This is a genomic window from Candidatus Sodalis pierantonius str. SOPE (assembly GCF_000517405.1).
GTDB lineage: Bacteria > Pseudomonadota > Gammaproteobacteria > Enterobacterales > Enterobacteriaceae > Sodalis_C > Sodalis_C pierantonii.
On record NZ_CP006568.1, the window covers coordinates 436,051 to 450,545 of the forward strand.

Sequence of the window (14,495 nt, forward strand, 5' to 3'; positions counted from 1 at the left end):
CCGAAAGGTGACATTTATCCCTGATAATACAGGGGTCTTCCCCTGTTGTGGTGGCTCAATCGACAGTTCTGAATTTTTACTTTACTTATTCTTTTGGCTGGAACTTGGACTTCTATATGGATGTCAAACGTATTTACGTTTAAAAGAATAACGTTCATGTCATGCTTAAAAAAATATGCATATGCCCCATTTATCTTACTGCCTCATGGTGTTGCAGCATCGGCCTCACCAAATATGATGTATGACACTGATAAGAAAGACTATTCACTGTCACCAGAGGTAACGCCAAAATTATCTTGGGAGAAAAGTGAGTCTCAAGTTGATAAAACTTAATATTGTCTTACCCCTAGCGATCCGGGATGCAGCAATATGTGGCAAAAGGAAAAAGAAAAGGAGAATGACGAGCGAATACAACATCACCAGCAAAAAAATTTTATAACTCCCTTAAATGATTGCTCAAAAATTCATATTTAGTTTCCCATAGTGGAACATTACTCCCAGCTTGAAACGTTCTTTGTTCCTGAAGCCCCGTGACTTGATCCTGAGCAGCCGTATTTTGCTGTTCAGGGACTCCGCATACCCATTTGATACCCGGTTTTTCATTGCATTCAGAATGCCGTAAAGACGTTTTGCCACCATGCGGGCAATGCTGGCCATGAGCGGTATGCTGGTGTCTTTAGAGCTATCGCCATCCATTCCTGCCACAGCTTACGGCTATGATTGTCATAGCGGCGGTGCCACAGATCGCGAGCAAGCTCTTTCATTACCCAGCACTGGCTCGTTTGGGGTAACACCAGCCGGGCAACTTCTAACCTCTTTGCCCGGTACCCGAGGCGATTTTGTTTGCTGTAAAACCATAGATAGCGTGAGCGGTGGGCGTCTTTCCTGTCTGACGATGGGATCTGTTTCATCTCAGCCTGACGGGTTTTATCAACGACGGCGCAAAACATTTTTGCCACATGGAAGTGATCGAAAGCGATTTTATCGACGGCATTGGGGAGATGGATGCGGGCTGCACTGATATAGGCCATGTTCATGTCTATAGACAGCGTTTTTATCTCATCAAGCTGGTGATCTCTCAGGCTGCGCAGATAACTGGCAAGGCTTTCTACACAGCGGTCGTCGGTCAGTTGCAAAGTGCGTCCCTGCCTGTCAGAGATAACGGTGACGTACTGGTGTCCTTTTTTGAACCCGACTTCATCCACGCAGAGGTGACGGGCGGGATAAGGGTTGTTTTATCCGGGCCAAGCCTCGTTTGACTGCGCGCATCATGATGCTGTCAACGGCATTCCAACTGAGTTTGAGCTGCTTTCTGACAGCATCCACGGTGCTGACTTTCAGCCATGAAAGAACAAAGGCTTCGAACAACAAGGTGTAGCGGCTGCCTGACCCTGCCCAGGGAACAGGCAGTGTCTGGCAACCGTGCTCGGGGCAGTCAACGCGAGGGACATCAGCCTCAACCAGCGTGGTGAACTGACAGGTATCGAGGTGATGCCATTTACGACGCCGGTGATCATGTATGGAGCAGGATTTACCGCAGGTTGGGCAGGCCAGTTGTGTGTGCTCGGCAATGCCGACAATTACCGTCACTGATCCAGATTTTTCATCAAGAGAAAGGGATTGTACCTGCCACGGTGCGGACAGGTTAAGGATATGGGCATAGAGGGACTTTTCGTCCATGGCAGACTCCTCAAAAATCAAGACTGTCATCATAATGCCCTTAGCCACCACAACAGGGGAAGACCCTAATGCAGACACTCATTCAAGGCCTAAAACTCATTGACTTCTAAGGCTATGGCTAGTCGATCAATTGCACCCCTTTGCGGATAAAATCCAAAGGTATGTATTTATCAAGGCCGGTATGCCGGCAATATTCAATAAGCTGAACGAGACTGTGAACGCGGCCTTGTTGTAAATATTCATGAGGTGCACGTCAACCGTTTTATAGGAAATAGCGAGTCGTTTGGCTTTGTTGAATAAATCGAACTTTTAGGTGACTGGCGGCTCTGATCACTACATTCGTTTCAACATCAGGTCCCCATGGCAAAGCAAAAGTTTAAAATCACCAACTGGCCCGCATACAACAATGCGCTCAGGCAGCGGGGGGACCTGACAGTATGGCTTGATGAGTCAGCCATTGCTGCATGGACTGAGAGTACACCACCTGAACATCGTGGCCGGCCGCTTCACTACACCGATATGGCCATTACCACGGTTCTGATGATAAAGCGCGTGTTTAACCTTTCGCTCCGGGCGTTACAGGGTTTCGTTGACTCGATTTTTAAACTGATGGGGCTGTCGCTGCGCTGCCCAGATTACTCTCTGGTCAGCCGGCGAGCAAAAACCGTCGACATCAGCATAAAAACGCCAACCCGCGGCGAAATCTCACACCTGGTCATCGATGGCACCGGCCTGAAAGTCTTCGGCGAAGGCGAATGGAAAGTCAGGCAGCATGGGGCTGAGAGGCGCAGAGTATGGCGCAAGCTTCATCTGGCAGTAGATAGCGCGACACATGAAATTATCTGTGCCGATTTATCGCTAAACGGTACGACAGATGCGCAGGCGCTGCCCGGGCTGATTAACCAAACCCACCGGAAAATCAGGGAAGCGTCGGCTGACAGTGCTTACGATACGCGTTACTGTCATGATGCTCTGCTGAGGAAAAAAATAAAGCCGCTTATCCCACCGCGAAGTGGTGCGCAATATTGGCCAGCTCGATACCATGAGCGTAACCATGCGGTGGCAAATCAGCATCTGAGCGGCAATAACGATACCTGGAAAAAGAAAGTAGGTTATCACCGGCGTTCACTGGCTGAAACGGCCATGTTCCGGTTTAAAACACTTCTGGGTGGTCATCTGAGTCTGCATGACTATGACGCGCAGGTAGGTGAGGCAATGGCAATGGTTAAAGCACTTAACCGGATCACACTGTTAGGAATGCCAAACAGCGTCCGCATCATGTAACAATCGCCCTGATAGGGAGGAAGTCGTCACACATTTCGGATTTATTCAACAAAGCGCGTTGTAGGCACAATTTCTGAAGCCAGACCCTTACTTTTTTTCTCAGCCATGAATTATATCAACGGTAAATCGCCGGTTAAGCTAACTACGCATTTGTCGGATAACACTTTTACGGAGCGAGAGCTCGAAATTATCTTCTTTTCTTATCAAGGGTTGAGCAGCAAGGAAATAGCGCTACGCCTGGGAATTTCACGTCGCACGGTAGAAAATAGGCTTTGCGGGCTTTATCAAAGGGCAAATGTTCATAATATTCAGCAATTCAGAGAGTTTTGCAAAGATTTAAGCTTTGATTATTATATTCCCGAGTCTTTTTTGCAGCCGAAAATTATCGTCATAGAGGCTGTTAATGCCTAATATTTTTGAGATATTGGTCAGGATTTATACGCCAAGCCTGTTCTACGCTTTTTTTTTATTACGTTCATATTGCATGATTTTGTGTTTAACTAATAGGCTTTAATTCGCGGCGTCGATTGATTAATAAACCACGATGACAGTCGGTGTGTCGCGCCGCAAGCCACGTTTCCACGCTTCCACGCTTTGGCTTTGGCGGATTGCGCCGCCTGGTAAATGAATCCCACTAAAGCAGGGCCATTTAATACTAGCGGCAATGACCTGTAATGCACTTGCGCTACCAGCGGAAACGTATAAGTTCAACGGCACGCTCTAAGGGGCGACCTCCTGCTGTGCGAGCGGCCATTCGTGCAAGAGCGGTTGGAGGAGGTGAGCAACGTTCCCGGTGCCGGGACCGGGTAGGGGCATTTCAATCGTGGATTGAATACCGTTTTGCCGCTGTGTCGAATGAACGCGCGCGACGTGCCGGTTGGTGAAGGCACGTCACCCGCAACGGAACGATCTTCGTCGCCGCGATTTTAATCAGCGCCTGCGCTGAAGGTTACCGGTACCAGGGGCGCGTCTTGGTCATCTCCATTTTCTCCGCTTAGCCTCTATTAAATAAAGATCCCTTTCCGTTTAGCTTCCATTTAAATCAAGGTCGTGGAATTTGACATATATCATGCAATAGACTTTTTTGTAATGTTAGCATTTCCATGATTAATCGGCTTAGGCGTTTATCAGCTTATAGCGCGGTTATTTCACCCTTATGCGGCTTTGTTGAATAAATCGAACTTTTAGGTGACTGGCGGCTCTGATCACTACATTCGTTTCAACATCAGGTCCCCATGGCAAAGCAAAAGTTTAAAATTACCAACTGGCCCGCATATAACAATGCGCTCAGGCAGCGGGGGGACCTGACAGTATGGCTTGATGAGTCAGCCATTGCTGCATGGACTGAGAGTACACCACCTGAACATCGTGGCCGGCCGCTTCACTACACCGATATGGCCATTACCACGGTTCTGATGATAAAGCGCGTGTTTAACCTTTCGCTCCGGGCGTTACAGGGTTTCGTTGATTCGATTTTTAAACTGATGGGGCTGTCGCTGCGCTGCCCAGATTACTCTCTGGTCAGCCGGCGAGCAAAAACCGTCGACATCAGCATAAAAACGCCAATCCGCGGCGAAATCTCACACCTGGTCATCGATGGCACCGGCCTGAAAGTCTTCGGCGAAGGCGAATGGAAAGTCAGGCAGCATGGGGCTGAGAGGCGCAGAGTATGGCGCAAGCTTCATCTGGCAGTAGATAGCGTGACACATGAAATTATCTGTGCCGATTTATCGCTAAGCGGTACGACAGATGCGCAGGCGCTGCCCGGGCTGATTAACCAAACCCACCGGAAAATCAGGGAAGCGTCGGCTGACAGTGCTTACGATACGCGTTACTGTCATGATGCACTACTGAGGAAAAAAATAAAGCCGCTTATCCCACCGCGAAGTGGTGCGCAATATTGGCCAGCTCGATACCATGAGCGTAACCATGCGGTGGCAAATCAGCATCTGAGCGGCAATAACGATACCTGGAAAAAGAAAGTAGATTATCACCGGCGTTCACTGGCTGAAACGGCCATGTTCCGGTTTAAAACACTTCTGGGTGGTCATCTGAGTCTGCATGACTATGACGCGCAGGTAGGTAAGGCAATGGCAATGGTTAAAGCACTTAACCGGATCACACTGTTAGGAATGCCAAACAGCGTCCGCATCATGTAACAATCGCCCTGATAGGGAGGAAATCGTCACAAATTTCGGATTTATTCAACAAAGCGCCCTTATGCATGTCGCTTGCGCTGTTTTGTCGTCTCATTAACAAATCAGCGCAATAAGTTGAAAAGGCCTGCTGAAAAGTCGTTATTAAGCCAATAGCCATTGCAAAGGCCCTTATTTTAGCGCGTAACGGACAAGTTATTGCCCGTGCGAGTGTCTGTGATATGGCCAAAGTTTTATTGCCGGCGTTACAAATAGCATTTGTTGTATAGGCCGTAGTGGGTTGGTTGAAATGCGAGGCGGTTATTTTCCCCTGTGTCAGCCTCTTAATTCGTCCACTGTTTTGTTGCGGCTCGACATATTTTATGCACCTCATTCATTTACTTGGCCGGTGCTCAGAGCACGTGTCGGGAAGGTGATTATCATTTCAGCGCGCGGCGGAGTTGTTTAAGCTGCCACCCTTGCTACCGCCTGTCCCTTAGCGGTGGCTGAAATGGAGGGGCGCAAAGTACCGGCAATATTGCACGCGGGATTTGGCGCTAGCGCCTTCTTGCGCGGCCGGACCTGGCTTTGCTGAAAACGGCAAGGCTCGACGCCGGATGCCATAAGCGGGTTGCTTGCTACACCCTACAGCGCAGCGCGAATCATCGCGGGTTCGACGATGGCGGGTGAGAGGATTTACCCGTTGCCGACATCGGGTGTACATTAATGATCTCTCAAGGCCATTGCGCCGTTAGCGAAACACCCTGCGTCTTGGCAATGAAGTCATCTGACGGGGCTTACGCCCTTACTGGAGAAGCGCCATGAGTAAACTCCTTGACCGCTTTCGCTATTTCAAGCAGAAAGGGGAAACCTTTGCCGCGGGTCATGGGCAGATGTACCACACCAATCGTGACTGGGAAGACAGTTATTGCCAACGCTGGCAATACGACAAAGTTGTGCGTTCTACCCACGGCGTTAACTGTACCGGCTCCTGTAGCTGGAAGATCTACGTCAAAAACGGTTTGGTGACGTGGGAAACGCAGCAAACGGATTATCCGCGTACCCGGCCGGACATACCAAATCACGAGCCGCGCGGCTGCCCGCGCGGTGCCAGCTATTCGTGGTATCTCTACAGTGCCAATTGCTTAAAATATCCGTTAATTCGCAAGGCGCTGCTTAAACTGTGGCGGGAGGCGCGCTGCCAGCATCACGATCCGGTGGCGGCCTGGCAGTCAATCATGGCCGATGAGCAAAAATGTCAACACTATAAAGCGCAGCGTGGCCGCGGCGGGTTTGTCCGTTCCAGCTGGCAGGAGCTTAATCCGCTGATTGCCGCGGCCAATATTTGGACGATTAAAAACGTCGGGTCGGATCGCGTGGTGGGGTTTTCGCCCATCCCTGCCAGCTGCGCGCGGCCGATTTGGTGAATAACCTCGGCGAGGAGAATAATCCGCAATGGAAAACCGTCGCCTTCGACAGCGCGGGTGAATTAGCGGTGCCGAATGGCTCGATCGGTTTTCGCTGGGGGGAGACGGGTAAATGGAATCTTGAACAGAAAGCCAACGGTCAGGCGACCCAGTGGCTGCTCAGCCTGCTTGAGCAGCGCGATGACGTGCTGGATGTGGCCTTTGCGTATTTTGGCGGGCTGGAGAACCCGCATTTTCGTCATGTGAAGCAAGACGCCATCCTGGTGCATAAACTGTCGGTAAAATTTCTGCGGCTGGCCGACGGTTCTCGGGTGCCGGTCACCACGGTTTATGATCTTACCCTCGCCAATTACGGCGTCGATCGCGGTCTCGATGACAACAACTGCGCGAACGGCTATCACGAGATATGCGCCTATTCACCGGCATGGGCCGAGCAGATTTGCGGCGTCCCGCGTGAGCAGATCGCGCAAATTGCCCGTGAGTTTGGTGCCAGCGCCCATAAAACCCATGGCCGGGCGATGATCATCCTCGGTGCGGGCATCAACCACTGGTATCACATGGATATGAGCTACCGCGCGCTGATCAACATGCTGATTTTTTGTGGCTGCGTCGGCCAGAGCGGCGGCGGCTGGGCGCACTATGTCGGTCAGGAGAAACTTCGGCCGCAAACGGGATGGTTGCCGCTGGCCTTTGCGCTCGACTGGCATCGTCCCGCCGCGTCAAATGAATAGCACCTCCTTTTTCTACAATCACGCCAGCCAATGGCGTTATGAGAAATTGCAGGCGCAGGCGCTGCTGTCGCCGCTGGCGGATGCCGAGGACTATGCGGGTCATTTGCTCGACTTTAATGTGCGCGCCGAGCGCATGGGCTGGTTGCCCTCTTCCCCGCAGCACAATGTCAATCCGCTGTACATCGCCGCCAAAGCACGACTGGCCGGGCAATCAGCCGAAGATTGGACCGCGTGTGCGCTTAAATCGGGCGAACTGCGTATGGCCTGCGAACAGCCGGAGAGCGGCAACAATCATCCGCGCAATATGTTTATCTGGCACTCCAACCTGTTGGGTTCCTCCGGCAAAGGGCATGAATACATGCTGCGCTATCTGCTCGGTGCCGAAAGCGGCATACAGGGTGAACCGCTGACGGATGAGGCGCTTATGCCTAAGGAAGTGGAGTGGCGCACGGCGGCGCTTGAAGGGAAATTGGATTTGCTGGTCACGCTCGACTTCCGCATGTCGAGTACCTGCCTGTTCTCCGACATCGTCCTTCCTACTGCCACCTGGTATGAAAAAGACGACATGAACACCTCCGACATGCATCCGTTTATCCACCCGCTTTCCGCCGCGGTCGATCCGGCGTGGGAGTCGAAAAGCGATTGGGAGATTTACAAGGGTATCGCCAAAACCTTTTCGCAGCTGTGCGTCGGCCATCTCGGTTATGAAACCGATGTCGTGCTGCAACCTATTCAGCATGACACCCCGGCCGAACTGGCCCAAGGTGGTGACATCCGCGACTGGAAAAAGGGGGAGTGCGATCTGATCCCCGGCCAGACCGCACCGCATATCATCATCGTGCAGCGTGATTATCCGGCGACCTATGAACGCTTCACCGCCGTCGGCCCGCTGCTGGAACAGCTCGGCAACGGCGGCAAGGGCATACGCTGGAATATCGATAAAGAAGTCGAGCTATTACGCCAGCTGAATCATGTCAAATCAAAGGGGCCGGCCAAGGGACAACCGCAGATCAATAGCGCGATTGATGCCGCCGAGATGATTCTCACGCTGGCGCCGGAAACCAATGGTCGGGCGGCGGTAAAAGCCTGGCGGGCGCTGAGTGAATTTACCAGCCGCGATCACGCGCACCTGGAGCGGCCAAAAGAAGAGGAAAAAATCTGCTTTCGCGATATTCAGGCGCAGCCGCGCAAAATTATCTCTAGCCTAACCTGGTCGGGGCTGGAAGCTGAGCACGTCGCCTATAACGCCGGCTACACCTGGCGCACTGGCGCACTGGCGCACGCTAAGCGGTCGTCAGCAGTTGTATCAGGACCATCCGTGGATGCGCGCCTTTGGTGAAAGTCGTGGCTTATCGTCCGCCGGTGGATACGCGCAGCTTGGCTGGTCTACAGCATATTCCCTCCAACGGATTCCCGGAGAAGGCGCTGAACTTCCTGACGCCGCACCAGAAATGGGGCATCCACTCCACCTACAGCGACAACCTGCTGATGCTGACGTTGTTGCGCGGTGGGCCCATCGTCTGGATGAGCGAGACCGATGCCCGTGAACTTAGCATAGCCGACAACGACTGGATTGAAGCCTTCAACGCTAACGGCGCGCTGACGGCGCGTGCGGTGGTCAGTCAGCGCATACCGGCGGGAATGACGATGATGTACCACGCGCAGGAGCGTTTAATAAACCTCCCCGGTTCGGAAGTCACCGGCATGCGCGGCGGGATCCATAATTCGGTGACGCGCGTCTGCCCGAAACCGACCCACATGATAGGCGGCTATGCGCAACTGGCATACGGTTTCAATTATTACGGTACCGTCGGGTCCAATCTCGATGAATTCATCATGATACGCAAAATGAAGCGGGTGAACTGGTTGGGCGATGAGGGCCGCGATGGGGTCCAGGAGGCGACGAGATGAAAATTCGCGCGCAAATTGGCATGGTGCTTAATCTCGATAAATGTATCGGCTGCCACACCTGCTCGGTCACCTGCAAAAACGTCTGGACTAGCCGTGAGGGAGTGGAGTACGCCTGGTTTAACAACGTCGAAACAAAACCCGGCATCGGTTATCCGAACGCGTGGGAAGATCAGGAAAAATGGCGGGGGGCTGGCTGCGCAAAATTAACGGTCGACTCATACCGCGCCTGGGGCATCGCGCATCGGTGCTGTCTAACATCTTCGCCAACCCGGTAGTAGTACCGGGCATAGATGATTATTATGAGCCGTTTACCTATGACTACCAAACGCTGCACAACGCTAAAGCCGGCCATGCTCAGCCGACGGCACGCCCGCGGTCGTTGATTAGCGGTGAGCGCATGGACAACATTGTCGGCGGCCCCAACTGGGAAGAGCTGCTGGGTGGCGAGTTTAGCCAACGTGCGGCGGACAGTAACTTTGCCCAGATGCAAAAAGAAATCTACGGCCAGTTCGAGAATACGTTCATGCTGTATCTGCCGCGCCTGTGTGAACACTGTCTTAACCCCAGCTGTGTCGCCACCTGCCCGAGCGGCGCCATTTACAAGCGCGAAGAAGACGGTATCGTGCTCATCGACCAGGATAAATGCCGTGGCTGGCATATGTGCATCAGCGGTTGTCCGTACAAGAAAATCTACTTCAACTGGAAAAGCGGCAAGTCTGAAAAATGCCTTTTCTGTTATCCCCGCATCGAGTCCGGCATGCCAACCCTCTGCGCGGAAACCTGCGTTGGCCGTATTCGCTATCTCGGCGTGTTGCTGTATGACGCGGATAGCATTGCCGACGCCGCCGGCACCGAAGCAGAGCACCGACTGTATGAGCGCCAGCGCGAGATATTTTTAGATCCCGGCGATCACGCCGTGGTTGCACAAGCGCGCAAGCAGGGCATCATGCAAAATGTGATTGACGCGGCGCAGGCGTCGCCCGTCTGGAAACTGGCCGTGGACTGGCAGTTGGCGCTGCCGCTGCCGCTGCACCCGGAATATCACACGTTGCCCATGGTGTGGTACGTACCGCCATTATCGCCCATCCAATCGGTGGCCGATAGCGGCGGGCTGCAACACGCAAACGGCGTCCTACCCGACGTCGAAAGTTTGCGCATTCCCGTGCAGTACCTCGCCAATATGCTGACCGCAGGGGATACCGCCCCCGTGTTGCGTGCTCTAAAGCGCCTGATGGCGATGCGTCATTACAAACGCTCACAAACCGTGGACGGCGTGACGGATACACGCGCGCTGCAAGAGGTGGGTCTGAGTGCAACGCAGGCGGAGGAGATGTACCGCTATTTGGCCATTGCGAATTACGAAGATCGTTTTGTCATCCCCAGCAGCCATCGTGAGCTTGCGCGCGACGCCTTCTGGCAACGCAACGGCTGCGGCTTCAGTTTTGGCGACGGCTGTCACGGCAGCGATAGTCGATTCAACCTGTTCAACAGCCGGCGGATTGGTGCCATCGATGTAAGCGATAAAACCGGAGGTGACGGATGAAAATCTTAAAACTCATCGGCTTATTTCTTGATTATCCTGATGAAAGTCTATGGGCGCATCAGGAAGAACTCCTGGCGCTTGCGGTGCAACAACAGCCGTCCCTATTGCCGTTTCTTCATCGTTATCTTACCGCCCGACCGCTGGATAAGCAGGCTGACTGGTGTGCGCTGTTCGAGCGGGGCCGTGCAACGTCGCTGCTCCTGTTCGAGCATGTGCACGCACAATCACGCGACCGCGGCCAGGCAATGGTCGATCTGCTGGCGCAGTATGAGAAAGCGGGGTTGGTGCTCAAGCGCCGCGAATTACCCGATTATCTGCCGCTGTATTTGGAGTATTTAAGTCTTCGTCCCGCGGGCGAGGCGCGGCAACATCAGCGGCGCTGTCGTGATGATGTGCAGCCGTATTATCTCCATCCCATCGCGGGGGGAAAACGCTAATGCACTATTTAACGATGTGGTTTTTCGACATTTACCCCTATCTGTGCGGCACGGTATTCCTGATTGGCAGCTGGCTGCGCTATGACTACGGGCAATATACCTGGCGCGCCTCGTCAAGCCAGATGCTGGATAAGAAAGGTATGCGGCTGGCATCCAATCTCTTTCACACCGGCATTTGCTGGTTCCGGTCACATCCGATCACTAATTCTGATTTCATCCGATCACTGATTCCGGTCGCCCGATCAGCGATTCCGATTCTGTCTGATCGCTCATCTTCTGTTCCGCCATACTCTGGAGACTTTTAGCTTCCGGGGGCATGGCATGGCACGTAAAAAGAAGAAAGCGAGAACGGAAATGTGCATCTATATTAATGTATTACGTATGAAATTCGAGCAGCGTCGCTCGAATCGCACTATCGCAGCAGCGCTCGGCATAGGCTGTACTACCGTGCACGATATCCTCGGCCGATTCACGGTAGCTAACCTGGTCTGGCCATTGCCGGCGGAACTGTCCCCCGTCGATCTCGACCGCCTGCTCTATCCCGGCAAATCCGGAAAAGTTATCAATACCTTACCCAGCTGGCTTGATATCGATACCGAGTTAAGCCGCAAGGGCATGACCAAGCAGCTGCTCTGGATGGAATATCAGTCCGCCGTGGGCGGTGATGCCCTCGGTTACTCACAGTTTTGTGCACTGTTCCGTGACTGGAAAAAGAAGCAGCGGCGTTCTATGCGCTTGGAGCACAAGGCTGGCGAAAAGCTCTTCATCGACTTCTGTGGCCCCACCGTACCTATCGTCAACCCTGCGACCGGTAGCGTACGCCAGGTCGCTATCTTCGTCGCTACCATGGGCGTGTCAGGCTATGCGTATATCGAAGCCTGCGAAGGCCAGGACATGGCATCGTGGCTCAACGCCAATAGCCGCTGCCTGCACTTCATGGGTGGGGTTCCGGAGCTGATGATACCTGATAATCTGCGCAGCGCTGTCAGCACCCCTGACCGCTATGAGCCGGTCATAAACCAGAGCTACCAGGCGCTGGCAAATCACTATGAGACAGTAGTGCTACCGGCGCGCCCGAGAAAACCGAAAGACAAGGCGAAGGCAGAATCAACTGTGCAGCTGGTAGAACGCTGAGTTTTGGCCCGGTTGCGTAAACGTAGGTTCTACTCGCTGGCCGAACTCAACCAGGTGATACGAGAACTCAATCATGAGTTGAATCTGCGCCCGATGCGTCATTACGGCGGACAAAGTCGCCTTGAACGCTTCGAGCAGCTGGACAAACCGGCTCTTGGGCCTCTACCGGCCCACACAATGGGAATACAGTGAGTATCTCGTTGCCCGAGTGGGACCTGATTCCCCACATAGATTACGGCAAAAACTGGTACTCGGTGCCGCATCCGCTGGTTGGCGAGCGCGTTGACGTCATCGCCACCCAACGGCTGGTGCAAATCCACCATAAGGGCGTCTGCGTGGCTACGCACCCTCGCAGCGATAACGCCTATAGGCACACGACTCAGGCGGCGCACATGCCGGCTAACCATAAGGGGCAGAGTCAGTGGACGCCGGAAAGGCTGTGCAGTTGGGCGCTGTCGGTGGGTGTGTGCACATGAAAGTGGTCTATCCATCCAAAAGAGCAAAGCCCATCCGGAGCAGGCTTACCGCTCCGTGCTGGGGCTACTCAATCTGCAACGGCGCTATGAGACGACGCGACTGGAGAAGGCCTGCGCGCTGGCGTTGGAGAAAGGGTGCATTAACCGCTCTTTCATAGCCAACGTATTGAAACACGGTCGTGAAAGTGAGGTCACCCAGGACGGAGCCGGCGTATCAATGCTGGTTCACGAAAACCTCCGAGGTCCGGACAGTTATCACTAAGGAGAATAAATATGAATACACTGTTGATGGCTCTGCGAGAGCTGAAGTTGTCGGCAATGGTCCAGGCGTTGGAGACGCAACGCGAACTCCCGAGGAGTTATGGGGAGCTGGGGTTCGAGAAGCGGTTGTCGCTGATGGTAGAAGCGGAAAATTTGCATAAAAAAAACAACCACATATGCCGTATTCGACGGCAATCGCAAATGCGCTTGCAGGCAAAACCGGAAGATATCCGCTATATCCCTAGCCGAGGAGTGACACCGGAACAAATGCGAGATCTGCTAGGGGGGACAATATCTGAAATATCAGAAAAGCATACTCATCACGGGGCCGACAGGTACGGGCAAAACCTGGCTCAGTTGTGCGCTTGGTGAGCAGGCATGCCGGCAGCAATATAGCGTGCGTTACTGGCGAGTGGGTCGGTTGCTGGCCCATCTTCACCAGTGTCAGGTAGACGGGACCTATCTAAAACAGCTTAAGCAGTTAGAAAAAATAGAGTTACTGATCTTGGACGACGTGGGCCTAGAATCAATAAGTCCGATGCAGGCAACGATGCTGTTGGAGGTGATGGAAGATCGCTACGACAAAAGCAGCAGCATCCTGATCAGTCAACTGCCGGTGAAAAAATGGTATGGACTGATAGAAAACCCCACGACAGCTGACGCGTTACTCGATCGATTAGTACACCCCAGCTATAGACTGGAACTTAAAGGCGAATCACTACGCAAAGAGCAAGGAGTAGCCAACACAGGAAAAATAGACTAAACCCGAGTCAGAAGATGAGCGAACACGTGATCGAATATCACTGGAATGGGTGATCGGAAAATATCGGAATAACTGAACGGATGTCGCCGGAACAGCTGATCGGATACGTCGGAATCTGCAGCATTCTCGAAATCTTTTTTGGCCACCTCTTGGGCCTGTTGACGCCGCACTGGGTTTACCAGCCCTTCCTGTCGATTGCTGTCAAGCAGCAAATGGCGATGGCGGCCGGCGGCGTATTTCGCATCATGACGCTCATCGGCGGATTACTGCTGCTGAAACGGCGGTTGACGCACCCGCGCCACCATCCACCCTGATGGATAGCGTGATCCTTGTGATGCTGATGACGCAATGCCTGTAGCGATGCAAAAGATTCTGGACTAATTTGCAAACAATTCTGGACTCCTTTAAACCCTAAAAAATGGCTATTTTGGACAGTCCAGAATTGTTTGCAAAAACAGCATCAGGATAAATTGTGAATAATCAACTCCATATTATTGTCGATTTTTCGCTCAGCAGTATACTACTGATGCACAGGATTTGCCAGGCCTGATAAGCCAAACCCACAGGAAAATCAAGGAAGCGTTGGCTGACGGCGCTTACGATACACCTTACGGCCATGATGCTCTGCTGAGAAAAAAATGAGGCCGCTTATCCCATCGCAAAGTGGTGCGCAATACTGGCCAGATAAATACAGCCAAGCGACATTATTTTGA

The 14,495-nt window shown here is 52.9% G+C and carries 3 protein-coding genes and 10 pseudogenes; 11 read left to right on the plus strand and 2 right to left on the minus strand.

Features of this window, described 5'->3' with window-relative positions; all coding sequences use genetic code 11:
- Positions 1–456 precede the first annotated feature (456 nt).
- Positions 457–636: pseudogene (locus SOPEG_RS30510) on the minus strand (transposase); the annotation flags it as partial.
- Positions 609–1,680, minus strand: a pseudogene (locus tag SOPEG_RS30720) (ISL3 family transposase). The pseudogenes SOPEG_RS30510 and SOPEG_RS30720, both read right to left, overlap by 28 nt.
- Positions 1,681–2,040: 360 nt before the next feature.
- On the opposite strand from SOPEG_RS30720, the gene SOPEG_RS02305 reads away from it, so the two are divergent.
- From SOPEG_RS02305 to SOPEG_RS26995, 11 genes and pseudogenes are all read left to right on the plus strand, one after another.
- Positions 2,041–2,964 (plus strand): IS5-like element ISSoEn1 family transposase, encoded by a 924-nt coding sequence (locus SOPEG_RS02305; protein WP_025244166.1) that lies wholly within the window; start codon positions 2,041–2,043, stop codon positions 2,962–2,964.
- Positions 2,965–3,069: 105 nt separating this feature from the next.
- Complete coding sequence (locus SOPEG_RS02310; protein WP_025244167.1) at positions 3,070–3,375, plus strand: helix-turn-helix transcriptional regulator; 306 nt, start codon at positions 3,070–3,072, stop codon at positions 3,373–3,375.
- 824 nt (positions 3,376–4,199) lie between these two features.
- Positions 4,200–5,123, plus strand: coding sequence for an IS5 family transposase (locus tag SOPEG_RS02315; RefSeq protein ID WP_025244168.1), 924 nt, complete (start codon positions 4,200–4,202; stop codon positions 5,121–5,123).
- A gap of 797 nt (positions 5,124–5,920) precedes the next feature.
- Positions 5,921–9,168: pseudogene (locus tag SOPEG_RS25870) on the plus strand (nitrate reductase subunit alpha).
- Positions 9,165–10,711: pseudogene (gene narH / locus SOPEG_RS02330) on the plus strand (nitrate reductase subunit beta). Before SOPEG_RS25870 ends, narH begins: the two co-directional pseudogenes overlap by 4 nt.
- Positions 10,708–11,079, plus strand: a pseudogene (gene narJ, locus SOPEG_RS02335) (nitrate reductase molybdenum cofactor assembly chaperone); the annotation flags it as partial. The pseudogenes narH and narJ, both read left to right, overlap by 4 nt.
- 68 nt (positions 11,080–11,147) lie before the next feature.
- Positions 11,148–11,324 (plus strand): annotated as a pseudogene (locus SOPEG_RS23865) (respiratory nitrate reductase subunit gamma); the annotation flags it as partial.
- A gap of 145 nt (positions 11,325–11,469) precedes the next feature.
- Positions 11,470–13,020: pseudogene (istA, locus tag SOPEG_RS02345) on the plus strand (IS21 family transposase).
- Between the two features lie 11 nt (positions 13,021–13,031).
- Positions 13,032–13,782, plus strand: a pseudogene (gene istB / locus SOPEG_RS02350) (IS21-like element ISSoEn3 family helper ATPase IstB).
- Positions 13,783–13,904: 122 nt separating this feature from the next.
- Positions 13,905–14,081 (plus strand): annotated as a pseudogene (locus SOPEG_RS02355) (respiratory nitrate reductase subunit gamma); the annotation flags it as partial.
- 217 nt (positions 14,082–14,298) lie between these two features.
- A pseudogene (locus tag SOPEG_RS26995) lies at positions 14,299–14,480 on the plus strand (IS5/IS1182 family transposase); the annotation flags it as partial.
- Between the last annotated feature and the right edge of the window lie 15 nt (positions 14,481–14,495).

Bases quoted from the DNA above. Each gene is read 5' to 3' on its own strand.
- SOPEG_RS02305 (WP_025244166.1), top strand. From the start codon at position 2,041: ATGGCAAAGCAAAAGTTTAAAATCACCAACTGGCCCGCATACAACAAT.
- SOPEG_RS02310 (WP_025244167.1), top strand. From the start codon at position 3,070: ATGAATTATATCAACGGTAAATCGCCGGTTAAGCTAACTACGCATTTG.
- SOPEG_RS02315 (WP_025244168.1), top strand. From the start codon at position 4,200: ATGGCAAAGCAAAAGTTTAAAATTACCAACTGGCCCGCATATAACAAT.